Below are 22,517 nucleotides of genomic sequence, written 5' to 3'. Positions count from 1 at the left end.
TCTTCTCCTAAGAATCTTTCTTAAGTTGTTTCAAAATATCAAATGGATTTGGTTTGTCATCTTTTGCTGCTAATTTACCAAAGCTAGTAGGCTCTGATGAATAACTGCATGAAGCTTCGTTGTGAGTAGGCACTATTGGAATAGCTAAAATCAGTTCGTCTTCGATTAACTCAAATACGTTGATTTCACCGTTTTCGTCCAGCTCTACTTCATCGTAACCTTCAGGTAGATGATCTGACTCTGCATCCAAACCAATTGGCGAATACACAAAGTCTTGTTCCAAATCCAACCCTAATTCTCCATTACAGCGTTGGCAAGTTACAGTTACATGTGTTGATAAGTTACCACTTATTACCACTAAACCTTGCTCGTCAATTTTGCAATGAATCTTTACCGCTATTTCACCTGCTTCCTCCTGCACAACTTGCTCTAAACGAGAAAGTTTTTCAAGCGGGACAATACCGTCATACGTTAAACGATGTTGAGCTGCTTTGCTGGGATGAAGAGTGATGGGAATTTTCACCTTTTGCATAGGGGCTGCATCATATAGATAGTTAGTAAGTTAGTCAAAGTAAAAAACCAATTTTGATAGGTTTTTAACGATCTTCTGCTTTGTTTTCGGATTCATTGTGGCTTATCCTTGGCAAAATACAATTTTCATCCAGAATTTATTATGAAACCAACACTTATATTAGCGTCAAGCTCACCATTTAGACAGCAATTATTAACGAAGTTTAACTTACCTTTTCAAAGTTTTTCTCCAGATATTGATGAGTCCCCTATCGCAGCTGAAACGCCAGAGCAATTAGTTGCTCGTTTAAGCGAACAAAAAGCCCGTGTTGCCAAACAACATTATAGTGAAGGTTTGGTAATTGGCTCTGATCAAGTTGCGGTATTCAACGATACAATTTTAGGTAAACCTCATACTAAAGAGAATGCCATTAAGCAGCTATCATCTTTCAGTGGCCATACAGTGACCTTTTTAACGGGTTTAAGTGTATTTGATATACAAAGCGATAAAGCAATTACCACCGTGGTGCCATTTGATGTGACATTTAAAGCACTCACACTTGAGCAGATCAATGCTTATTGTGATGCCGAGGAGCCCTACAATTGTGCAGGCAGCTTTAAAAGTGAAGGACTCGGGATATGTTTATTTGAAAAGCTCAGTGGCGATGACCCTAATACATTGATAGGCCTGCCACTGATCACACTAACTAAAGTGCTGGCTGAGTTTGGTGTTGACGTGTTAACTCTGCAAGGGGCGTAGTTAAAACCTGCAAAAGTTGTTGGTATGAATCAACAACACATAACGGCGTATGTTGTTGCAACTGCGCCGGGCTATGGGCACCAAAACTCACTCCAATACAAGTAATACCTGCGGCATTAGCCATTGCCATATCCAATTGGCTATCGCCAATCATCACAGCATCACCTTTTGCGATGCCCTGCTCAAGTAAAATTTGCTCAAGCATATCTGGAGATGGCTTCGACTCAGCATCGTCAGAGCATTTTACATTCACAAAATACTTCACAAGGCCTGACTCATTAAGAAGCCTATCAATGCCTTCACGTCCTTTACCGGTAGCCACTGCCAATTGCATGCCTGCATCACTTAACTGCTTTAAAACGGATTCTACATCTTTAAATAAAGGTGCAGGTGTAACATCTAACTCACGGTACTGTGCTTTGTAACCTGCAACGAGTTCGTCGCTTAAATGTAAATGCGCCGGAAAAAGAACTTCAGTGGCTTTTGCCAGCGATAAACCAATAACGTCTTTTGCTTGTTGCTCTGTTGGAACAGGAATACCTAAGTCTCGCGCAGTATTTCGCAGGCAGGTAACAATTTTTGGCACAGAGTCCATCACTGTGCCATCCCAATCAAAAATAACCAGCTTAAACTTGTTCATTATCTGCACGTAGCTTTTTGATACAATTTTGAAGTGCATTATCGAGTGGCGCTTCAACATGCATGGTTGTTTCATTTTTAGGGTGCATAAAACGTAAATCGTGGGCATGTAAAAACAAACGATTTAAACCAGTCAGTTTATTCACGTATTGATCGAACTCTGCAACGCCATATTTATCATCACAAGCAATTGGATGACCTTTACATTGCGTATGCACACGAATTTGGTGAGTACGCCCCGTTACCGGCGACGCTTGTACTAATGAGCACTCAGCATATCGCTCAAGCACACGAAAACGCGTGTGCGATGGTTTACCTTCAGTATTATCAACACGCACCACACGCTCACCAGACTTTAAGGTGTTTTTACGAAGTCCTTCGGTAACGTTTTTCGTTTTAGAATCCCATTGACCATCAACTAATGCCCAATAGTTTTTCTCCATGGTTTTTTCACGTAACTGTTTATGTAAATCAGTTAACACTGAACGACGTTTAGAAATAAGCAAGCAACCTGATGTGTCACGGTCTAGTCTGTGTACAAGCTCTAAACTACGCTCTTCAGGACGAAGTACGCGAAGTGCTTCGATTAAGCCATAACTTAGGCCACTGCCACCATGCACAGCCATACCCGAAGGCTTGTTGATCACCATTAAATACTTGTCTTCAAACAAAATGGCGTCTTCAAGTTGTTTTACTTTATCGAGTTTCTTTGGCACAAACTCTTCTTTTTCGGCCACTTTGATAGGTGGAATACGAATCACATCGTTTAGTTGTAGTTTGTAGACAGGTTTTATGCGTTTTTTATTTACTCGCACTTCGCCTTTACGAAGGATTTTATAAACTGCACTTTTAGGCACACCTTTTAGGTGAGTAATAAGAAAGTTATCAATACGTTGACCTAGATGGTCTTCACCTATGGTAACAAACGAAACTTGTAAGCCGGTTTTTTCTGACATTGCCTAATCACTGATTTAAGTAAATAATTTAGTTGCTAACGCGACTGTAATAGTGGGATAATCACCGTCGCGAACATAAGTTTGCGAGTAACAACGGTGCTTTTATCACATTAATACATTCGTGAAGCATATTCTGGGTTGCCGATCATACAGATCCGCGCTAAGTTTTCCAAAGCTTTTATAATTACCCAGCCAACACGAGCGTTCAATTATCGGCGATGCGCGTAATATATTGCCTGAATAATTTGAGCACGAATGTTGATTAATGAACATAAAAAGCAATTGAACAAGATAAATTGACTGATAGTGACGACGTAGCAACGTCATTCAGAAGCAGCTGTTGTAGCAAGACATTGAATAAAAATTTGAACATGGTCGACTTCGGGACAAAACTCGTAAATTAAAACCGCAGAATTGGCGGCAGTTTTGACACCTATAAGAATTTAATAACGTGACAACATGTTATTGTCAGCCACACTTAGTGATGCTCAATGTAAGCAAACAACTTCAGGTTTTGACTTTACCCAGTCGTGAGACTGCACAAAAACAACCGTCAGAAACCACTGAACAGACGTGTTTATATCGTCATGTCAGCGACAGAATTAGTAGAGTAACAATATGAAACGTATGCTAATCAATGCGACGCAGCAAGAAGAAATGCGCGTTGCACTGGTTGATGGCCAGCGCCTGTATGATTTAGACATAGAGAGCCCAGGTCACGAACAAAAAAAAGCAAATATTTACAAGGGTAAAATTACCCGTATCGAACCGTCACTAGAAGCTGCCTTTGTTGATTATGGCGCTGAAAGACACGGTTTCCTTCCTCTTAAAGAAATAGCCCGCACCTACTTCCCACAAGGCTATACATTCCAAGGTCGTCCAAATATCCGTGACGTGATCAAAGAAGGCCAAGAAGTCATTGTGCAAGTTGATAAAGAAGAGCGTGGCCAAAAAGGCGCTGCGTTAACGACTTTTATCAGCGTTGCAGGTAGCTATTTAGTACTTATGCCTAACAACCCTCGTGCCGGTGGTATTTCTCGCCGTATCGAAGGTGATGAGCGTACTGAACTTAAAGAAGCACTAAGCCGTTTAGAACTACCTAAAGGCATGGGCTTAATTGTTCGTACTGCAGGTGTTGGTAAATCATTTGAAGAACTAGAGTACGACTTAAAAGCACTATTAGTGCATTGGCAAGCGATTCAGCAAGCTGCTGATAGCGGCCCTGCTCCGTTCTTAATTCACCAAGAAAGTAACGTAATTTTCCGCGCAATCCGTGACTATTTACGTCGTGATATTGGTGAAATTTTAATTGATAAAGCACGTGTATTTGAAGAAGCGAAAGCGCATATTGAGCGTTTCCGTCCAGATTTCATGAGCCGCGTTAAGCTTTATCAGGGCGATGTACCACTATTCACTCACTACCAAATTGAAAGCCAAATTGAATCTGCTTTCCAACGTGAAGTTCGCTTACCATCAGGTGGTTCAATTGTAATTGACCCAACTGAAGCACTTACGTCTATCGATATCAACTCATCTAAAGCCACTAAAGGCGGTGATATCGAAGAAACAGCACTTAATACTAACTTAGAAGCAGCAGACGAGATTGCCCGTCAATTACGTTTACGTGACTTAGGTGGTCTTATTGTTATCGACTTCATCGATATGACTCCACCACGCCACCAACGCGAAGTAGAGAATCGTTTAAAAGACGCTGCTCGTCCTGACCGTGCCCGTGTTCAGATTGGTAAGATCTCACGCTTTGGTCTGCTTGAAATGTCGCGTCAGCGCTTACGCCCTTCATTAGGTGAAGCAAGCCAAGGTCCATGTCCTCGTTGTAATGGTCAAGGTACGATTCGTTCTAACGAATCAATTGCACTGTCTATCCTTCGTTTAATCGAAGAAGAAGCAATTAAAGACAATACATCACAAGTAAATGCACAAGTGCCTGTGGCTGTTGCCGCTTACCTATTAAACGAAAAACGTCGTAGCGTGCAACGCATCGAAAAACGCCATAACGTTGATGTTGTGATCATTCCTAATCAACACATGGAAACGCCACATTACGAAGTAGTTCGCTTACGTAAAGACGAAACAATCGAAACAGTAAGCTACGAGCAAGTTGTTGCTCCTGAGCCAGAAGCATTTGAAATGGCTAAAGCGCCTTCAGCACCAGTTCGTGAAGAGCCGGTTCTTAAAGGTGTTGTTATGCCTACTACACCTGCACCTCAAGCTGCACCAAAAGCTGAGCAAACGACTCCTTCGGCTAAAAAGTCAGAAGGTGGATTATTTGCTGCAATTGGTAAGTTCTTCAAGTCGTTATTCAGCAATGCCGAAGAAGAAGCTGAAAAAGAGCAAGAAGAGAAAAAAGCAGCACAAAGACGTAGCAATAATCGTCGCAACAACGACAACCGTCGTCGTAGCAACAACCAACGCCGTCGCAACTCTCGTAATAAACGCCCTGACGATGCACAAGCTAAAGAAGAAAACACAAATACTTCAAATAAGCCTGAGCAAAAAGAAGGTAACGAGAATCGCAACAAACGTCGTCGTAATTCTAACAACAGAAAACGTAATGAAAAACGTAATGATGATGTAGAACAAACGAATAAAGACACTGCACCAGAGACGAAATCTGAGCAGCCAAAGGAAACTAAACCTAAGGTTCGTCGTCAACGTCGCAACTTACGCAAAAAAGTTCGCGTAACAGATGAAAGCGCAGATGAAGCAAAAGCAGTACAAACGACTGAAACAACTGAGCAAGCACCTAAAGCTGAAAAACCAGCTAAGCCTGCAAAAGAAAAAGTAGCAGTTGAAACTGAACAAGCAGAACAGCCAGTTGCTGAAAAGCAAGTATCTACAGAACCAGTAAAAGCTGACGCTGAGCCTAAACAAGCAGAGCAAACTGAATCGGTAGTTGAAACATCAACTGATGAAGAACAAGCTCAACCTCGTACACGATCTCGTCGTTCACCTCGCCACTTACGTGCTGCTGGTCAACGTCGCCGTCGCCCTGAGCATGATGAAAAGTCGAGTGATGACAAAGCTGATGCGCCAGCATTTATTCCTGTAGCAGATCAAGCTGCTGCTGAATATGAAGCTGAGCTAAAGGCAAAACAGGCTCAGGCTGAAACTGAAGAACCTGTAAAAGCTGAAGAGCCTGTTAAAACTGAAGAACCAGTGAAAGCTGAAGAGCCAGTTAAAACTGAAGAACCAGTTAAAACTGAAGAACCAGTTAAAGCTGAAGAACCAGTGAAAACTGAAGAACCAGTTAAAGCTGAAGAACCAGTTAAAGCTGAAGAACCAGTTAAAGCTGAAGAACCAGTTAAAGCTGAAGAGCCAGTTAAAACTGAAGAACCAGTGAAAGCTGAAGAGCCAGTTAAAACTGAAGAACCAGTTAAAGCTGAAGAGCCAGTTAAAGCTGAAGAACCAGTTAAAACTGAAGAACCWGTTAAAGCTGAAGAACCAGTTAAAACTGAAGAGCCAGTGCAAGCTGAAGAGCCAGTTAAAGCTGAAGAGCCAGTTAAAGCTGAAGAACCAGCAMAAGCTGARGAACCAGTGAAAGCTGAAGAACCAGTGAAAGCTGAAGAACCAGTGAAAGCTGAAGAACCAGTGAAAGCTGTAGAACCTGCTAAAAATGAAAAAACTGTTTTAGTAAAAGGTTCAGCAAGCGCTGCAATGGCAAAACCTACACCAGTTGCAGATAGTGAGCCAGAGCCAACACCAGCGGCTATGGCCCATGACAAGCGTGTAGCTATTCCAGATAGCGGCCTTCGTGCAGGTTCAATTAAACCTGCTGGCAGAGCCCGTGCTGATATGGCAAAAACCTTAGCGGCTGATTAATTTAGTCGCTTAAGTAAAAAAGCCGCGTTTATAACGCGGCTTTTTTGTATGTATTCTTCTTATAAAGCAATATTTTGTATACCTAGGTGATTTGCATAGCCACCTACAAGAACCTTATAAACCCCCTGCTCATCCGAATAAACACTGGCAGAAATATGTGAACTGCACCCCATTGCTCGGCCTTGTTCAAACTTGAAATGGTTTTCTTGCTGTACAAATACGTGTTTTGATAAGTAGCATGCAAGCGCGCCACTGGCGCTACCGGTTGCTGACTCTTCAGGTATACCAACCAAAGGCGCAAAGTTACGACAACTTGCGGTCAGCTCACTTTGCTCTTCACATAATTCAAAGGCATGCACACCAATCACATTATGCTGTTGGCAGAACTCGCTAAGCGCTGCCTCATCAATAACAATTTTATCTAAGTAGCCATTCGGCACAGCGACTATAATATCCGGCAATCCTGTAGTTATTACATCGATCGGCAAGCCAGTTTCTGCAAGAGTCGTTTCATCAAGCCCTAATAAGCCTGCAAGGTCGTCATAAGCAAAGTTGCCTAGGTATTTTGGCAAGGCTTGCTCCATGGTAATTTGCCCATCTTCGGCAATTGTTACACCTAACAAGCCCGCTTTTGTTCGTTGAGTGTAATAGCCAGGTTTTAATAACCCTTGTTCGAAGAGCGTAGCAAACACAGCTAGGGTTGCGTGGCCACAAAAATCAACTTCTTCAGTTGTCGTAAAAAATGACACAGCAAAGTCAACTTCATGATCTTGCGCCACAAATGCGGTTTCTGAAAAGCCAATTTCTTTTGCAATCGTCAGTTTTTCTGCGTTTGTGAGTTTATCTGCATTCAAAACGACACCTGCTGGGTTCCCGCCTGTATTATTTGCACTAAAGGAGTTAACTAAAAATGCGGTTATTGTCATTATTGTGTGCCTTGGTTTAAATTAAATTCAAAAAACAACATGCCATTTTCCTTAGATGCTTGCTCTTCAAAAGCCAACTTTTTTAAAAGCTTAATTGATGGTGTATTTGACTCGTCAACACCTGCGATGAGCTTATGCCAGTGTGACTGAGTGCTAGCCAGATTGATAAAACCCTGCAATAACTCAAATGCAAGACCCCGCCCCCAATATTGCTCAGCTAACAAATAACCTATATGAGCATCATGGTTTTCGGTATAGATAAATAAAAGGCCAACAACTTCTTGCTGTTGAGATTGCAGCATTAGTAAACGGCACTCGTTAAGCATGTTAGCCAGCCACTTTTCAGCAGCAGCTATAGAATCTATCCCCTGAAAATAACTCGGTAAAATCTCAACTACAGCAGGTGTTAATATCGAAGGTAAAGCGTTAACTAAAGTAGTTTGCTCTAATTTAGCGGTATTAGAGTTTATTTCAATGACGTTTAGTCTCGGTGTATTAAATGAAATAGCGATTTAACCTCTTAGATCTTCAGCCGTAAAATTACTTTTAAATGTAAAAGCATGTAGTGTGTCGCCGTTATCTCGCAGATATTGCAACCTTTCTAATGCCTCTTGAGGTGTTGGAATATGCTTATCTTCAACCCACCATAAAACATAGCTACCTTCTGATAAGCGCTGAAACCATTCACCTTTTCTGCGCATGAAATCTCTGTGGTGAGTGCGAAACATAAAATTTTTGAGATCTTCAACGCTTTCCCACACAGACATATTGATTATCATATTTGGATCATCAAACAATTTAATATTGGTGGCATCGCCTGATTCGTCTTTTAATCGCCATACAAAACCAACACTGTTTTCAGCCACCCCATTAATTAAATCGAGATTATCAACAAAGTCTTTTATTTCTGGGGCATCCAATGGGTATTTAGCAAGAGCAATATTTAGTTGGGCAAGTTTCATTAATGACTCTCCTTAGCCATCGGGGAAGTGTGTACCTTGAGTGTATTAAAACTAAGCGATATAGCAATAGCAACGTCATTGATATTAGTTAAATTCACCTTGCACAATTGCTTATAAATAAAAAAGCCCAGCAAGTGCTGGGCTATAAAACGAGTATTTATAATCTTATCGCTTAAAACTTAGACCTTTAAGCTTGAGCCAAATTAACTTTCGTCTTGCTCCATAAAGCGCTGAAGCTGGTCTTTAAGATTAGGTGGAATACCTTTAATTACCAGTGTATCGGTTGCTTCGTTATACATGACGCGCTCACCTAAGTGTTTACGTTCAAAGCTCACGCTAACACCGCCGCCCATGCCAGAGAACTTCACCATGCTAGTGACTGTTTTCTTATCAACAGGGAACGACTCTTCTAAGTCATAACTTTGCTCTTGGCAGAAGCTTTCAAATGGACTGTCGTCATTTTTCGATAAGGTTGCAGAAAGCTCTTTAACGTTGGCATCTTCACCTGTGGTTACGCAATCATTACAGTAATCAAAAACTTGCTTACGTAGCTCGTCTTTTTCTGACTTGTCGTATTGTTGCTCAGATAAATAATCTTCTACAGCACTAAGCATAACTTGGCTTTGCTGTTTAGGATCAATGCCCTCTTCGCAGCCTAAAAAGTCTAAAAAGAAGTCAGCCACTTTACGACCTGCACGACCTTTAATAAACGACACATAACGATTATCTTCTGGTTGTGTATCCCACGCAGTTAAATCGACACGTGCAGCTAGTTGCATACGCGAAATATCTAAGTGACGAGATGAAGCTAAATCAAGCTCAGAAGTAATTGAATAATGCTCTTTAATATTGATCATCGCAATTAACAAAAAGTCACTTGCAACATATTGATAATGGCAAAAAACTAAATAACCCGTTTCGTTAAAGGCATACTTATTTAACTCTTCTTTTAGCACATTTGTTGCTTGCTCTGTCATGTGCCAAAAGCCAAGTTCGTCGTTACGGTAACTTTGCATTGCCGAAGCAACAATGCTGTTTTTCTCGCCGCTGAATGCACAGTAGCCTTTACCTGGCTTACCATTATATGCATGGTGTAGCTGCTCTATAAAAACGGCTACTTTATCGTTAACAACCATCTCATCATTGCGTAAATGAATATCTGTATCGTCATCTTTTTTGTCTACATAGTGAACGACTAATTTTTTAACATCTATTGTCATCTTTGTTTTTCACGCCTCTGGTGTTAAAATACGGGAATATAACTCTTTTTATCGAACCAACTGATGCCTATCATATCAAAATATTCTAATGACCAAGTAGAACAAATCGTTGATCAGCTGATTGATGTACTAACAGAGCACAAAGCGCCTGTTGATTTAAGCCTTATGTGTTTAGGAAATTCTATCACGCATATTTTAAAAGAGCATGTACCATCAGAGAAAAGACAAGCTGTTGCCGACAACTTTGCAAAAGCATTAGCACAGTCGGTTAAATAAGATTTATGAATTTATCGCAACAAAGTCAGTTTTCTTCAAAAGTAAGTCAGCTTTTAAGTTGGGGCCATTGGTTCACCTTTGCAAACATAGGGTTAGTGCTATTTATTAGCTTAAGCTACTTAGTTGCAGACAGTGCACCGACTACCTTCATGGGTTATGTATATATGCTCGTGACCTGGTTAAGCCACACCAGCTTTATTACTTTTATTGCCTTTGTTTTAACGATATTTCCATTAAGTTTAGTGTTTCCATACCCTCGGCATATCCGAGGGATGGCAGCCATTATTGCAACCCTCGGCGCGTCATTCTTAACGCTTGATGCCTATGTTTATTTTAACTTGGGTTATCACTTAAACACGTCTGCGCTACCTGAAATCGTTTCTTTGTTGTGGCACCGCTTAACAAACTCACCGGCATTAACAACGATTCTTGCGGGCGGCATTGTGCTGCTAATTTTAGCGTTCCAGTTATTAGTCAGTAACTATACGTGGCACCACCTAGCGCGTTTAAAGCAATATAAGTTCCCGCGCTATGCAACCAGCACTATTTTAGTGTGCTTTGCACTTAGCCACAGTATTCATATTTGGGCAGATGCCAATTTAAAATTTGATATCACTAAACAAGATAATGTATTGCCGTTGTCTTACCCTACTACAGCAAAAAGCTTATTAGCTAAAAACGATTTGCTTGATTTAGAAAGCTACAAAGAAGCGCACGATGTAAGGCTTGACCCACATAATATCGATTACTTAGCACCTACTCCACTTGCCGAGTGTAAAGCTGAGTCGAGTGCGACTATCGATATTTTAGTATTTGAAAATAATGCTGACCTTGAGCAATTTGTTGCCACTGAGCCAGCACTACGTAAAACAGACTTGTTCTTACAACCTGTAGAAACAGAAGATACGTTATTTAGTTTAGTGTATGGCCTGCCAGCATTTTACAAAGCCCCTATTCTAGACAAACAGCAACTGCCTGTGTGGCTTGCTGATAATCGCTCAATTCAAATTAATGGTTTTGAGCAATTCGAGTTTATTAATAACGACGACCAAAACCCAGCGGTTCGCCTTGTACGCGCAGACGCTACAACACAAGCTCGCGAATCAGCCAATGCCGTGTTTGCCTTTAGTCTTGCACAGCAGAGCAATGGTATTGTTACAGCCTCTCGTTTATACAGCTCAGATAAAAAAGTTGTACAAACCGAAGGCCTTATTCAGCCAAGCGATATTATCGCCACCAGCGTAGGCCATTATTTAGGTTGCAAAACCCTAGCTAAACAAAGCATGTTAGGCAGTAACTTATACAAGCGCCATGACGACACCGGTGTTAATTACTCGCAAAATGTGTTCATCGCATTTAAAAAAGACAGAATTACCCTGATTGATTCAGACGGTAATTTTAAAAACATTTCAGCTGCACAAGGCTTTGCCATTGAACAAGGGCTCGATATTCCGTTCTTAGTTCAAAGCATTAAAAAGCTGAAGCGATATACGCCCTAGCGCTTATTGATAAATCAATATTTCGAGCTAGCTTTAGATATTAGACACCTTATTTGATTAGGAGACACGGACGTCATGAAAGCCATAATCATTTATCTAATATCACTTACACTAGTTTGTTTTACCAACACATCACTTGCTGCCACCACAGAATACTATAAATGTGTCACAGACAGAGGCACCGTATTTAGTGAGTTCTCCTGTGGTAGCCGTGCAACCAAGCATAAAATTCAAGTAACCGACCCAGACTTACAAGCTCCGCAAAACTTTGTTAAAGAGCTCAACGAGCTTGAGCGCCAGCAAATTATCAGAAACCTCGAAGCTGAAATTCGCAGCTATAAGCACCGTTTAGATATTTTAAGCCGTGATCGAGACCGAGCTCAGTACCAGCAAGAGCAGCGCTTAAACCGAATTTTGTCTGACAAAGAAGCAAAGCAAATTAGTAAAGACATCAACAAGCAGCTAAAAGCAATTAACAAGCAATACGGGCGCGACGTAAAAAGCGTTAATAAAAAACTCGCAAAACTTGAGAAAAAACTCGCTCGCTATAATTAAATACACTTTACTATTGGGTTTGAAGAATAAATAACATATTCTTAACACCAATAGAGTTATTGCTCTATGTTGGTATTAGTAAGGAGTTTATATGCAGCCACAACACATTGCAGAGTTAATTTTATCTGGGTTTCGCAATCACTATAAACTCTTTCAAGCAATTACAGCCAAAGCACCACTTGCGTTTGCCCATCGTGATTGGCAAAAAATAAATGAGATTAGCAAACTCAGAATTAGCCATTACGATGATCGGGTTAACGAAACCATTGCTAAGCTCAAGTCGCTCAACGAACAGCAAATTATTACCTTAGATCAAACCTGCTGGCTCGAAACAAAACAGCTTTATCAGCAATTTTTGCGCTTTCACCCTCAGGCAGAACTTGCCGAAACCTTTTACAACTCTGTTTTTTGTCGTTTATTTCATCGTCGTTATTTTAATAATGACTTTATCTTTGTAAAAGCGACGCTTGCTGATGCCCCCGCACTACCAATGGAAGTTGAATACCGCAGTTACCACCCTGTTGTTGATGGTTTAAGACCCACAATACGCAAAATTATTAATCAGTTTGACTTTAAAGCGCCCTTTGTTGATTTAGAACGCGATATTCGCTTGCTGGTAAAAGCCTTTTATAAACAAGCGCCCGATACACATCACCAAGCATGGCAAATGCGCTTTGATATACTGCAAGCCCCGTTTTACCGAAACAAAGCGGCTTATATTGTTGGCCGTGTGGTATCAGAAAGTGGCGTACAGCCATTTATTATTGCGGTGTTACACCATGAAGACAAAGGGTTATACCTCGATGCCCTACTCACCAAATCATCGCAAATGCGGGTTATCTTTGGTTTTGCCCGTGCTTATTTTATGGTTGAAACCCATGCGCCATCAGCGTTAGTACGGTTTTTAAATCAACTTATGCCAAACAAAACCCTGGCAGAGCTATACAACGCCATAGGTTTTCATAAACAAGGTAAGACCGAGTTTTACCGAGAGTTTTTAAGTCATTTAGATCATTCAAACGATCAGCTTGTAATTGCCCCTGGTACACCCGGGATGGTAATGATGGTATTTACCCTGCCGTCGTTTGGTTATGTGTTTAAAGTCATTAAAGACACCTTTGGTGAAAGCAAACCCTTTGGCCGCGATACCGTACTAAAACGCTATCAATTAGTAAAAAGCCATGACCGTGTTGGCCGCATGGCCGATACCATAGAGTATTCGAACGTCGTATTTCCACTAGCTCGATTTGATAGTAAATTACTTGCAGAGTTACATAAAACGATTGGCTCTTCGATGATTATTGAAGGCGAATGGCTAATCATCAAGCATTTGTATATAGAAAGACGGATGACACCGTTAAATCTGTATCTTGAAAATGCCAGTGAACAACAAGCGTTTGAAGCAATAGAAGAATACGGCCAAGCTTTAAAAGAAATGATTGCCGTAAATATTTTCCCAGGCGACATGCTGTTGAAAAACTTTGGGGTGAGTAAACATAATCGCATTATTTTTTACGACTATGATGAAGTTCAGTACCTAACAGACATGAACTTTCGCGCCTTACCAAAAGCAAAGTCGTACGATGATTACTTAACCAATGAGCAAAGTTACTCTGTGGCACCGCAAGATGTGTTTCCAGAGCAATTATGTACCTTTGTGACAGCAAACCCAGTGTATAAGCAATATTTATTGAGTACACACCCAGAGCTTGAAGATCCAGCCTATTGGCGACAAGCACAATACAATTATAAGCAAGGTGTAGTTAGCCACATTTATCCATACCCTGCTGCACAACGATTTATCCATTATTGGTAAACACCAAGGACACACAATGAATATAAGTAAAATAGATTTAAACTTACTTGTTTACCTAGATACTTTACTAAGGGAATGTAATGTCACTAAAGCTGCTAACCAGCTAAGCATTACCCAACCTGCCATGAGTAATGGCCTAAAAAGACTCCGTAATTTATTTAACGACCCTATTTTAGTGCGTACCAGCGAAGGTATGGTACCGACAGAGCGCGCAAAAGAGCTACAGCCTGTGATCCGTGGCATTTTAATGACCCTTGAAGAAACACTTGCACCAAATCGCGAATTTGAAGCATCACAAAGTAAACGTGTTTTTCGTATCATGGCCAGTGACTATGCAGCAAGTACCCTTGCTCCTCGCTTATTAAGTAAATTACACGAAGAAGCGCCCGATACAACACTCGATATTTTGACCCCAAGTGATGTAACCTTCCACGACGTTGAAAACGGTAAGGTAGATATGGCTATCAACCGCTTTGAAAACTTACCGCAATCGTTTCACTACAAACAAATTTGGAAAGACAGCTTTTGCTGCTTAGTAAAAGCAGATAACCCGATTATCAAAGACTTCAGCCTCGACAGCTATTTAAAAGCCCGCCATATCTGGGTAAGTAAAACAGGCTTTGGTGTAGGTGTGGGTATGGACCCTAAAGATGTGCAAAAGCTAGGTTGGGTTGATGAGGCGCTCGCTCACTTTGGTAAACACCGTAATATTGCCACCTTTACCCGTAACTACCACGTAGCCATTCACTTAGCGAAAGAACAAAACTTGGTTGCAACGTTGCCTTCAAAAGCCGCAAATATTTATTTAGATGATCCGGGCCTGAAAATTCTTGAGCCGCCATTCCCTATTCCGCCGTTTGAGCTCGATATGATTTGGAGTCCGCTATTACACCGTGATGCAAGCCATATTTGGTTACGCCAAAAGGTTGCAGAAGTAGCCGACGAGCTTAAGTAAGATTTTACCAACCAGTTGTAATTATTGCTGATAAGCAAGGTGTTAGCTTAGCTTATCAGCAGCATCCTCCTATTAAAAACCAATAACCAACTGAAATACAATAACTTTATATTTAAGTAATGAACTGGAATATGCTTTGCAAGTATCTAATTGCATTGTTTTTAATATTCAAAAAGAGGTCATTATGAATACTCATCAAGGACAAGACGTTCATCATATTGCAGATATCATCCAAGTTATGAATAGCGGTATCGATTTTTATGAAAAAGCTCAGGAAAAAGTAACCGACCCAAGCATTATTGCCTTATTTCAACGCATGATAGATGCTCGCAAAGTAAGTGTTGAGCGCTTACAACCTTATGCTATTAACGAAAATGGCGAGCGCGAAAATGGTTCTGACTTTGCTGTAGAAGCGCGTAAAGCTTATACATCACTAATTACTAAACTAGGTGCCGACAAAAACGCCACCTATGTTAGCGAACTTGAAGAAGTTGAAGATAAAACACTAGCCGAAATCAAGCACGCGCTTAAAAAGCCACAACCCCATGATTGTGAAGCCGCGTTATCAAAAACCCTGCTGACAATTCAAAGTTGTCATGCTGAAATGAGTAAAATGAAAAAGCATTAAATTGTGAGAGTGCAAAGCCCAGTTAAGCTGGGCTTTTATATTGTTAGAATAGTTAAATATCATCCCTAGACTCTGTAACTAAATCCCTATAATTGCCATATTAAGCGTAAGTCTAATCTACCAGGTAGCAATGTTTCCGTAATTGATTGTTAAAGTTTATCTCGAAAACTAGGGTTATTTTTATGTTTGATTATTCCGAGCCTAGTTAACTCTACAAACAATTTTTTTATTGTTTCATTTTGTTTTGAAGTCCTGTTTTTATTTGTAACTAAATCACAATAAGACTTTTGTAACCTGTTTATTTTTTGTTCACTTTTACGGCAATCAATACACTTTGTGCAGTGCGCATCAATATAAAATCTGAGTACCTCAAACCAATACTTTTGCTCCAAGGCAAAGAAAATAAAAGGTCTATTACATACCTCACACAACTCTTCTATATCAATGTATTTCTCCCTCGGATAAACCCCATAATTCTGTTTCTCTGTATTAGCAGGTATAGCTGTCCCAACGAGAAACTTAACGTGTTTATATCGCCAATAAGAATTATTTATATCTGTTACAGAGTATTGGTATCCAGATCGAATCGGCTTACACCCATAACGGGGATGATTTACATAAAGTGACATAAACAACTCTTTCCTTATTCTTGACAGCTACCAGTCTTGTTGCCCAAAGTTTCTTGTCAATTAGCCCTTTTGCTAAATTCAGTAAACTATGTCACTTAAAAATAGCTGAGCTAGCAATTTGAGCCAGAGCCACCATTTAGATAATGCATAAAGTTTTTATAAACAAACTCTTTAAATACTTTTATTCTCATTGGTTGATGTTTATCTCGTAAAAAGACCAAATAGAATGGCGTTGCCTTAGGGTGCCAATGCTTAAAAACAGGGATCAAGGTGCCGTCATTTAACTCCGAATTACAGTAAACTTCTGGAACTCGAATTATGCCATTACCACGCAATGCAGAATACACCATTACTTTGCCATTTTTGCACTCAAGATCACCTTGGACGATGACCTCTTGCTTCTCATTTGTATGCTCACTTAATAGAGTCCATGTATTCAATGAACCTGCTATACACTTGTGATTAATTAAATCTTTTGGGTTTAATGGTTCTCCATGCTTTTTAATGTACTCTGGGCTCGCATAAATGCCTATTGTAAGCTCAGTTAACTTTCTTGCGATTAATGATGAATCTGTTAAGTCTCCCATTCTGAATACAAAATCAAATTCGCCTGCTACTAAGTCGACTCTTCGACTACTAAAATCTAACACAACATTAATTTGTGGGTACTTCTGCATAAAATCAGTAACCATTGGGCCAATAACATTTTCACCAATGTACCCCCCGACACAATTTATTCTAATTTCACCTGATGTATGTGACGCAGTATCTGATGTTATATCTATAGCATGTTCAATGCGCTCAAAAGCTTTTTTACATTTATCGTAAAAAAGCTCACCAGATGGTGTTAAATGTTGCGTACGCGTCGTCCTAACTAACAAACTGACACCTAGACCAGCCTCTAATTGAGATAGTTGTTTAGAAATTTGTGAGCGAGAGCACATTAATTTATTGGCTGCTTTTGTAAAGCTTCCCTCTTCGACCAAAATAAGAAAGCTATTGATATCAGCATAATTGATGTCTTTTTTCATGTTTTATACCCATTAAAATCAACTTAACCACATAGATTCGCTCAAATCTGTAAACAGTATTGTGAATTAATGACTATATATCATCAAATCTTTAATAAATAAAATAAGCTTCAGAAAAACATCATTAGAAATAGATAGTTAAAACTTAAATTCACCTAGAGGAGTAATAAATGAAAAAGTTAGTAGTGATTACTGGAGCAAGTTCAGGCATTGGTGAAGCTATTGCTAAGCACTTTAGCGAAGCCGGTTACCCACTCTTACTTGTTGCAAGACGAGTTGAAAAATTAAAGGCTTTGAATCTTCAAAATTGCATCTGTGAACAGGTAGATGTTACTGATAAAGAAGCGTTTTCTAATTCTATAGAAAAAGCTGAGGCACAATACGGCCCTGTTGAGTGCTTAATTAATAATGCAGGTGTCATGTTATTAGGCCAAATAGATACACAAGAGTCTACTGAATGGCAAAAAATGTTCGATGTTAATGTTTTAGCATTACTAAATGGTATGCAAGCTGTTTTACCTGCTATGAAAAAACGTAATAGTGGCACCATAATTAACGTTAGTTCAATAGCTGGTAAAAAGACATTTGCTAATCATGCAGCTTATTGCGGCTCAAAGTTCGCCGTATCAGCAATTACAGAAAATGTTCGAGAAGAAGTGGCCGACTTTGGGGTACGCGTAACAAGTATTTGCCCTGGTGCCGTTGAGACAGAATTGCTTGGCCACACAACATCTGACGATATTAAAGCAGGTTACAACGAATGGAAAAAAGCTATGGGTGGAGTACTAATTGCTGATGATATCGCTCGTGCTGCGCTATTTATTCAAGAGCAACCACAACATGTGTGTGTTCGTGAATTACAGATTGCTCCTACCCGTCAACAACCTTAATCTAGCAATAACCTAAAAGTTTAATGTACGCCAATTCACTCATTGAGTAATAAAACTAAACATCCCATCGACAAGGGCTCAAGTTGATGGGGTGTTCATCATTGCGTAATTTTCATTTTAAACGAATCAATCAACTAAACTAAAAGTAAAATCGGTAAGTGTTCGAAAACCTATAACTAGCCCTAATCAGAAAAATAATCTCGCTCAAGGTGAGAAAAATTACTGTTAGATCATTTAATGCCATCAAAATTATAAAACACTTTATGCTCTATGACTGGCTAAAGTTAACGTTCTGTAAACATAAGCTAGCCTATAAACATTCATTTATTAATGTGTTTGTTATAGAGGCTTTTCAGGTAAGTCACTTATTATGTATATCACTCTTGGTCCCATACAAAATGTTATTAAACCATCATCTCTTTTCGGAAACTTATAATAAATGGCTATAGAAGCTTTATCTAGCATATTAGTAGCAAGCTGGAAAGTTGAAACTCTATAAGGTCTCAATTCTGGACTGTGTTCTAGATCTAATGGTTCATTAACAAATGTGGGAACAGTTAATACAGGTTGATCAAAATTGCTTTCAAACGAAATTTCAGCTCGAAAAGCTTGAGCGTCGCCGTAATCCAAAGGGTAGTAAACTTCTATATGCTATATCTCACGGTAAATACTTTGAGTTTTAAAAGCTGATAACCCACTCGTATTTTCAGTCGAACAAGCAAGGCTAAACAAGGGAGTTAATGAAAGTAAAAGTACTAGAAATCTCACTGTATCTCCTGAAAGTAAAACGCCATTGCAAGAATTTGGTAAACACTATTTATCATTCAATTTGTTGGGGATATCAACATAAATTTCTTTAGATTACATATAGCTATAAGCTTACTTTAATAAAAACTTAAACTCTCCATCGAGATTCAAGCCAAGACGTTAGAAGAAAGAATTATTAAGAAAACGTCAAAACTTTTTAATTTCACAAAACCTTCCATGATTTATAATTCTCACCTAAATGGGGCAAAAAATGCTTCGCTAAAATACTCAATAAAGGAGCGTAGGCAAAGTTTTTACTACCTCTTTAGGTAGCTTGTTATGTTACTGACGATAATAAAACAAAGAATAGCTTTATTAAAATCCCCGTTATCGACACAAAAACAAAAGCTTCACCTAGCTTGTTGTAATACGCGCGTGCTGTATTTAAACCAACACCTTTGTCCTTGGCTCTCCTGTAATATATTTTGGCTAAACCAAAATCAATTTTTAACAACTTCTTTGTTGGAGCAAAGTAAATATACAATCCGCCAATTCCAAAGCCTAAAAGAACAATATAATCCATAACAATTTCTTCATAATACTCTATTCAGCGACTGCTTGATGTTTGGCTTATATGTGAAGCTGAGCGACCCATCACCAGAGTTATAACACTCACTCCAAAGCCTACCAATGGCAAGCTTTAAAAATTGCGCCATCCCAGTTTCCTTAATTCACCACTACTCCGTGAAAACATGACGCCAACCGTTAAAAATATCTTACTGCAACGGTTGTTATGTGCGATTACTCAAAACTTACTGAGCTAATTTTAGGCTCTGACTCTAGTTTCGATTTTAAATACAATACACATTCATCAGTCTGAGATATTTTTGCTTTTCCAAAGAGCTTCTCAATGAAAGTACGGCTTTTATCTATTTGTAAAACCCACTCGAGTTCTGACTTTGGATCATTCCCTTCTTCAAAATAAGTAGATGCACCAAGCATGTATTGACGTCCCTTCCAATCAATATAGCTATACCAACCCCAATCCTCTGCATCTGGTTCAGTAACGTCAAAGTCAGGTTCAATTTCAGATTTAAACCACTTTAAAAGTGATTCACCAAAAATCGGATTAATTGGATTTGTTCGCTCTTTTGAAACGTCAAACTTTGTACTTTTAAAACTTATAGCAATATGCACGATTCTCACCAATACAACGAACTAATAACCGGGTCTAAATTAAAAGGCTTATATGAGCAACGAAGGAGTTCATGCTAACCATTTCACGTCCTTTCGAGTAACAATGATGTGCACTTATTTACTGTAGCTAAACCTAGATCTATATTTGCAACTATATACCCATACTCTTTCTTCGTTAAATTGTTAGACTTATATTGCTGCTTAGCTAGTTCGTGTGTCCAAGCCTTTTCACACGGAGCTAAGGGAATAGCTGTATCAATTGATAAAAGATATTCTTCTTTTATCGCTCCGCCTTTTTTGACAATACTTTTAGCACAAAGGCTTAAAGCATATTCAACAGCAAATTTATCGACACTTGGCATACCAATAAACTCTTCGTCACAAGCAAGCTTTTCATTACCTTCAGTATCAACATAATTAAGCTGACCTGAAGTAGTACAGCCTAAGCTAAAGAAAACTATAACGAGCAATAACATATATTTGATGTTCACTTTATTCCCTTTAAATAAATTTTTATGTTTTGACTTTAGCCAAACCTTGCTCCGTTAGCCTATACACAGTGCTGTAATACTCATTGAAAGCTATATAAGAAACATATTTTAGAGATTTCTATACTAATCACTTAAGACATAACTACATCATAGAAATGTAATAATGTTAGCTAAAATCACTGAGGGACGAACATCTAGCCAATATTTAGACGCCCTAATTCTTTTTCACTTTGCTAGTTTCCAATTACCCGTGATGACGCCGGATATGTTTGATTAAACCTAATTGGTTAAATTCAAGTGAAACAATATTGGTTTTATTGTACTCGATAGTTTTGTCTAAATGAGCAGGCTTAACTTTACCTGATTCAGTCATTTTTACAAAAACTACGTCAGCGCCAACCATAATCTCATTTATTTCTATTGAACTATAGATAACTTCATCATTTAGCTTACTTATCAAATCCTTACGGAGTTTTGATTTATCTGAATAAACAAATTTAAATTTGACGTGTTCATCAATGAAATCATCAGCTAGTAACGAAATAAAGTAGTCTATTTCTTGAGTGGTTGTGTTTGGCTGTTGACGTGCATTTTTTGCCGCTACAAATGCTTTAGCTTTCTCAATTAATTGCTCTGAAGTGAATTGGTCATTTGCATTACTGGTAAAAGAAAAGAGAAAACAAATTAACACTAATATAGATTTTTTCACGAACTTTCCTTGTATGCCTAACATTATGGTATTTATACGACACGTTGTTTGCGTTGCATAATAGTTTGTTGAGCTGAGTTGCTACATGCTCGGTTAGTTAAGTGGGTGTTGTTTATACTACAGCTCCCTGTAATGCTCAGCGCTTATAATGTATCCATTACACATAAATTTGACTAGATTAACAATTATATTTTCACGCTAAAATACTTTTAGCCTTAATATAGAAGCAAGATAAAGCATTGATTTTAAGCATCAAATTAACTAACGAGTAATTCATGTTGTTTTGCCATCGTTTATTGTTCGCTCTTTCCCGAAATTCTGAGAGTTTCAATAGCGTAAATCAAGCTTGACTCGTTACTGCCCCACAATGAGTTAACGTAATTACTCTAAAGGTGGCTTTGAGCGAAAAGCTGACAGTCACATTGCTCGATTCTCAACTAATTATACAGTTAGCCATCAATATTACTTTCGCTAAATCGAAAACAATATTGATGGCTATGCAGTGCTTAAAAGTCAGTAACAATAGTTACACCAGGAACTGTTGATGTATCCATTGTGGTTAAGGCATCTATCGATTGCTCAAGATTAATGCTCTGACCAATTAGTTTTTCAGGTGCTAACTTTCCTGAAAGCATCATAGCCAGCATGTCTTGGTAGCGGAAAGCTTGCATACCATGACTGCCAATGATTTCTAGCTCTTGTGCTATGACTTTGCCCATCGGGATATTAGGAGCAGCTTGATCCCCCAGAAGTAACCCTACTTGGACGTGTTTACCTAAACTGCGTAGGCATTTAATTGAATTGACACAAGTCACACTGTGCCCAAGTGCATCTAGTGAAACATGTGCACCACCTTGGGTAAGTGACATAATCGCTTCAGCTACATCGGCAACCTTGCTGGCGTTGATTACGGCAACGGCTCCTAAAGAGCGAGCAAGCTCGAGTTTATCTTCAGCAATATCAACAGCAATTACATGTGCACCAACAGCACTGGCTATCATGATAGCAGACAGTCCAATGCCCCCACAGCCATGAACAGCAACCCACTGCCCAGCTTTCACTTTACCTTGATCGACCACCGCTCTAAATGACGTTACAAAGCGACAGCCAAGGCTTGCTGCTGTAGCGAAATCCATATCACTAGGTAAATGAACTAGATTCGTGTCGGCATTATTAATCGCTACATATTCGGCAAAAGAGCCCCAATGTGTAAATCCTGGTTGCGTTTGGGTTGAACAAACTTGTTGGTTGCCAGAATGACAATCAGAGCAACTACCACAG

General features: G+C 39.3%; 23 protein-coding genes. 9 read left to right on the top strand and 14 right to left on the bottom strand.

The features are described 5' to 3' along the window. Positions 1-7: 7 nt before the first annotated feature. Complete coding sequence (gene yceD / locus AOG27_RS19710) at positions 8-532, bottom strand: 23S rRNA accumulation protein YceD (protein ID WP_054554711.1); 525 nt, start codon at positions 530-532, stop codon at positions 8-10. A 141-nt stretch (positions 533-673) separates the two neighbouring features. On the opposite strand from yceD, the gene AOG27_RS19705 reads away from it, so the two are divergent. Next, the gene (locus AOG27_RS19705; protein WP_054554710.1) at positions 674-1,270 is read left to right on the top strand and encodes a Maf family protein; all 597 of its coding nucleotides are present in this window, start codon (positions 674-676) and stop codon (positions 1,268-1,270) included. Here AOG27_RS19705 and AOG27_RS19700 read toward each other — a convergent pair. Continuing rightward, positions 1,218-1,910, bottom strand: coding sequence for an HAD family hydrolase (locus tag AOG27_RS19700; RefSeq protein WP_054554709.1), 693 nt, complete (start codon positions 1,908-1,910; stop codon positions 1,218-1,220). The genes AOG27_RS19705 and AOG27_RS19700 overlap by 53 nt on opposite strands. After that, positions 1,897-2,865 carry a 23S rRNA pseudouridine(955/2504/2580) synthase RluC gene (gene rluC, locus AOG27_RS19695; RefSeq protein ID WP_054554708.1) on the bottom strand — a complete coding sequence of 323 codons (969 nt, stop codon included), beginning with the start codon at positions 2,863-2,865 and terminating at the stop codon, positions 1,897-1,899. Before rluC ends, AOG27_RS19700 begins: the two co-directional genes overlap by 14 nt. Before the next feature lie 618 nt (positions 2,866-3,483). On the opposite strand from rluC, the gene rne reads away from it, so the two are divergent. Beyond that, positions 3,484-6,705: a ribonuclease E gene (rne, locus tag AOG27_RS19690; protein ID WP_054554707.1), complete on the top strand. Its 3,222-nt coding sequence runs from the start codon at positions 3,484-3,486 to the stop codon at positions 6,703-6,705. Between the two features lie 59 nt (positions 6,706-6,764). Here rne and AOG27_RS19685 read toward each other — a convergent pair whose 3' ends face one another. The 4 genes from AOG27_RS19685 to yejK form a co-directional block, all read right to left on the bottom strand. Continuing rightward, on the bottom strand, positions 6,765-7,631 hold the full coding sequence (locus AOG27_RS19685; protein ID WP_054554706.1) for a PhzF family phenazine biosynthesis protein: 867 nt from the start codon (positions 7,629-7,631) through the stop codon (positions 6,765-6,767). Then, the gene (locus AOG27_RS21820) at positions 7,631-8,020 is read right to left on the bottom strand and encodes a GNAT family N-acetyltransferase (RefSeq protein ID WP_327077897.1); all 390 of its coding nucleotides are present in this window, start codon (positions 8,018-8,020) and stop codon (positions 7,631-7,633) included. Before AOG27_RS21820 ends, AOG27_RS19685 begins: the two co-directional genes overlap by 1 nt. A 123-nt stretch (positions 8,021-8,143) precedes the next feature. Further along, positions 8,144-8,593 (bottom strand): DUF3291 domain-containing protein, encoded by a 450-nt coding sequence (locus AOG27_RS19675; protein ID WP_054554704.1) that lies wholly within the window; start codon positions 8,591-8,593, stop codon positions 8,144-8,146. Positions 8,594-8,796: 203 nt separating this feature from the next. Further along, a complete protein-coding gene (yejK, locus tag AOG27_RS19670; protein WP_054554703.1) occupies positions 8,797-9,813 on the bottom strand; it encodes a nucleoid-associated protein YejK in 1,017 nt (338 codons plus the stop codon). Between the two features lie 63 nt (positions 9,814-9,876). Here yejK and AOG27_RS19665 point away from each other — a divergent pair, with 63 nt between their 5' ends. From AOG27_RS19665 to AOG27_RS19640, 6 genes are all read left to right on the top strand, one after another. Continuing rightward, positions 9,877-10,089, top strand: coding sequence for a DUF1414 domain-containing protein (locus AOG27_RS19665; protein ID WP_054554702.1), 213 nt, complete (start codon positions 9,877-9,879; stop codon positions 10,087-10,089). A gap of 5 nt (positions 10,090-10,094) precedes the next feature. Further along, on the top strand, positions 10,095-11,588 hold the full coding sequence (locus AOG27_RS19660; protein WP_054554701.1) for a DUF3413 domain-containing protein: 1,494 nt from the start codon (positions 10,095-10,097) through the stop codon (positions 11,586-11,588). Between the two features lie 75 nt (positions 11,589-11,663). Further along, positions 11,664-12,143: a hypothetical protein gene (locus AOG27_RS19655; protein ID WP_054554700.1), complete on the top strand. Its 480-nt coding sequence runs from the start codon at positions 11,664-11,666 to the stop codon at positions 12,141-12,143. Positions 12,144-12,234: 91 nt separating this feature from the next. Further along, positions 12,235-13,959, top strand: coding sequence for a bifunctional isocitrate dehydrogenase kinase/phosphatase (gene aceK / locus AOG27_RS19650; protein ID WP_054554699.1), 1,725 nt, complete (start codon positions 12,235-12,237; stop codon positions 13,957-13,959). 16 nt (positions 13,960-13,975) lie between these two features. Next, entirely contained in the window at positions 13,976-14,914 is a 939-nt protein-coding gene (locus AOG27_RS19645; protein WP_054554698.1) for a LysR family transcriptional regulator, read from the top strand. A gap of 184 nt (positions 14,915-15,098) precedes the next feature. After that, positions 15,099-15,542, top strand: coding sequence for a ferritin-like domain-containing protein (locus tag AOG27_RS19640; protein WP_054554697.1), 444 nt, complete (start codon positions 15,099-15,101; stop codon positions 15,540-15,542). 149 nt (positions 15,543-15,691) lie between these two features. Here the strand turns inward: AOG27_RS19640 and AOG27_RS19635 are convergent, their stop codons facing one another. Beyond that, complete coding sequence (locus AOG27_RS19635) at positions 15,692-16,171, bottom strand: zinc-ribbon domain containing protein (RefSeq protein WP_054554696.1); 480 nt, start codon at positions 16,169-16,171, stop codon at positions 15,692-15,694. Positions 16,172-16,281: 110 nt separating this feature from the next. Next, entirely contained in the window at positions 16,282-17,202 is a 921-nt protein-coding gene (locus AOG27_RS19630; protein ID WP_054554695.1) for a LysR family transcriptional regulator, read from the bottom strand. 170 nt (positions 17,203-17,372) lie between these two features. Between AOG27_RS19630 and AOG27_RS19625 the strand changes: the two genes are divergently transcribed. Then, positions 17,373-18,092 (top strand): SDR family oxidoreductase, encoded by a 720-nt coding sequence (locus AOG27_RS19625; RefSeq protein ID WP_054554694.1) that lies wholly within the window; start codon positions 17,373-17,375, stop codon positions 18,090-18,092. A gap of 1,084 nt (positions 18,093-19,176) precedes the next feature. Here AOG27_RS19625 and AOG27_RS19615 read toward each other — a convergent pair. From AOG27_RS19615 to AOG27_RS19595, 5 genes are all read right to left on the bottom strand, one after another. Then, a complete protein-coding gene (locus tag AOG27_RS19615; protein ID WP_054554692.1) occupies positions 19,177-19,422 on the bottom strand; it encodes a hypothetical protein in 246 nt (81 codons plus the stop codon). 218 nt (positions 19,423-19,640) lie between these two features. Beyond that, the gene (locus tag AOG27_RS19610) at positions 19,641-20,036 is read right to left on the bottom strand and encodes a hypothetical protein (protein ID WP_054554691.1); all 396 of its coding nucleotides are present in this window, start codon (positions 20,034-20,036) and stop codon (positions 19,641-19,643) included. 83 nt (positions 20,037-20,119) lie between these two features. Beyond that, a complete protein-coding gene (locus AOG27_RS19605; RefSeq protein WP_054554690.1) occupies positions 20,120-20,527 on the bottom strand; it encodes a hypothetical protein in 408 nt (135 codons plus the stop codon). 244 nt (positions 20,528-20,771) lie between these two features. Next, the gene (locus AOG27_RS19600) at positions 20,772-21,236 is read right to left on the bottom strand and encodes a hypothetical protein (RefSeq protein WP_054554689.1); all 465 of its coding nucleotides are present in this window, start codon (positions 21,234-21,236) and stop codon (positions 20,772-20,774) included. 506 nt (positions 21,237-21,742) lie between these two features. Then, positions 21,743-22,517: zinc-binding dehydrogenase (locus AOG27_RS19595; RefSeq protein WP_054554688.1), on the bottom strand; the 775-nt coding region annotated here is incomplete at its 5' end.

Origin of the sequence: Pseudoalteromonas lipolytica, from assembly GCF_001306915.1 — a bacterium.
Lineage (GTDB): Bacteria > Pseudomonadota > Gammaproteobacteria > Enterobacterales > Alteromonadaceae > Pseudoalteromonas > Pseudoalteromonas simplex.
Note: the sequence above shows the minus strand (reverse complement) of the source record. Positions and strands in the feature narration are given on the sequence as shown.

What these genes read in the sequence shown, in the direction of transcription:
- yceD (WP_054554711.1), bottom strand. Translation starts at nt 532, where the DNA reads ATGCAAAAGGTGAAAATTCCCATCACTCTTCATCCCAGCAAAGCAGCT.
- AOG27_RS19705 (WP_054554710.1), top strand. Translation starts at nt 674, where the DNA reads ATGAAACCAACACTTATATTAGCGTCAAGCTCACCATTTAGACAGCAA.
- AOG27_RS19700 (WP_054554709.1), bottom strand. Translation starts at nt 1,910, where the DNA reads ATGAACAAGTTTAAGCTGGTTATTTTTGATTGGGATGGCACAGTGATG.
- rluC (WP_054554708.1), bottom strand. Translation starts at nt 2,865, where the DNA reads ATGTCAGAAAAAACCGGCTTACAAGTTTCGTTTGTTACCATAGGTGAA.
- AOG27_RS19685 (WP_054554706.1), bottom strand. Translation starts at nt 7,631, where the DNA reads ATGACAATAACCGCATTTTTAGTTAACTCCTTTAGTGCAAATAATACA.
- AOG27_RS19675 (WP_054554704.1), bottom strand. Translation starts at nt 8,593, where the DNA reads ATGAAACTTGCCCAACTAAATATTGCTCTTGCTAAATACCCATTGGAT.
- yejK (WP_054554703.1), bottom strand. Translation starts at nt 9,813, where the DNA reads ATGACAATAGATGTTAAAAAATTAGTCGTTCACTATGTAGACAAAAAA.
- AOG27_RS19665 (WP_054554702.1), top strand. Translation starts at nt 9,877, where the DNA reads ATGCCTATCATATCAAAATATTCTAATGACCAAGTAGAACAAATCGTT.
- AOG27_RS19660 (WP_054554701.1), top strand. Translation starts at nt 10,095, where the DNA reads ATGAATTTATCGCAACAAAGTCAGTTTTCTTCAAAAGTAAGTCAGCTT.
- AOG27_RS19655 (WP_054554700.1), top strand. Translation starts at nt 11,664, where the DNA reads ATGAAAGCCATAATCATTTATCTAATATCACTTACACTAGTTTGTTTT.
- aceK (WP_054554699.1), top strand. Translation starts at nt 12,235, where the DNA reads ATGCAGCCACAACACATTGCAGAGTTAATTTTATCTGGGTTTCGCAAT.
- AOG27_RS19645 (WP_054554698.1), top strand. Translation starts at nt 13,976, where the DNA reads ATGAATATAAGTAAAATAGATTTAAACTTACTTGTTTACCTAGATACT.
- AOG27_RS19640 (WP_054554697.1), top strand. Translation starts at nt 15,099, where the DNA reads ATGAATACTCATCAAGGACAAGACGTTCATCATATTGCAGATATCATC.
- AOG27_RS19635 (WP_054554696.1), bottom strand. Translation starts at nt 16,171, where the DNA reads ATGTCACTTTATGTAAATCATCCCCGTTATGGGTGTAAGCCGATTCGA.
- AOG27_RS19630 (WP_054554695.1), bottom strand. Translation starts at nt 17,202, where the DNA reads ATGAAAAAAGACATCAATTATGCTGATATCAATAGCTTTCTTATTTTG.
- AOG27_RS19625 (WP_054554694.1), top strand. Translation starts at nt 17,373, where the DNA reads ATGAAAAAGTTAGTAGTGATTACTGGAGCAAGTTCAGGCATTGGTGAA.
- AOG27_RS19615 (WP_054554692.1), bottom strand. Translation starts at nt 19,422, where the DNA reads ATGGATTATATTGTTCTTTTAGGCTTTGGAATTGGCGGATTGTATATT.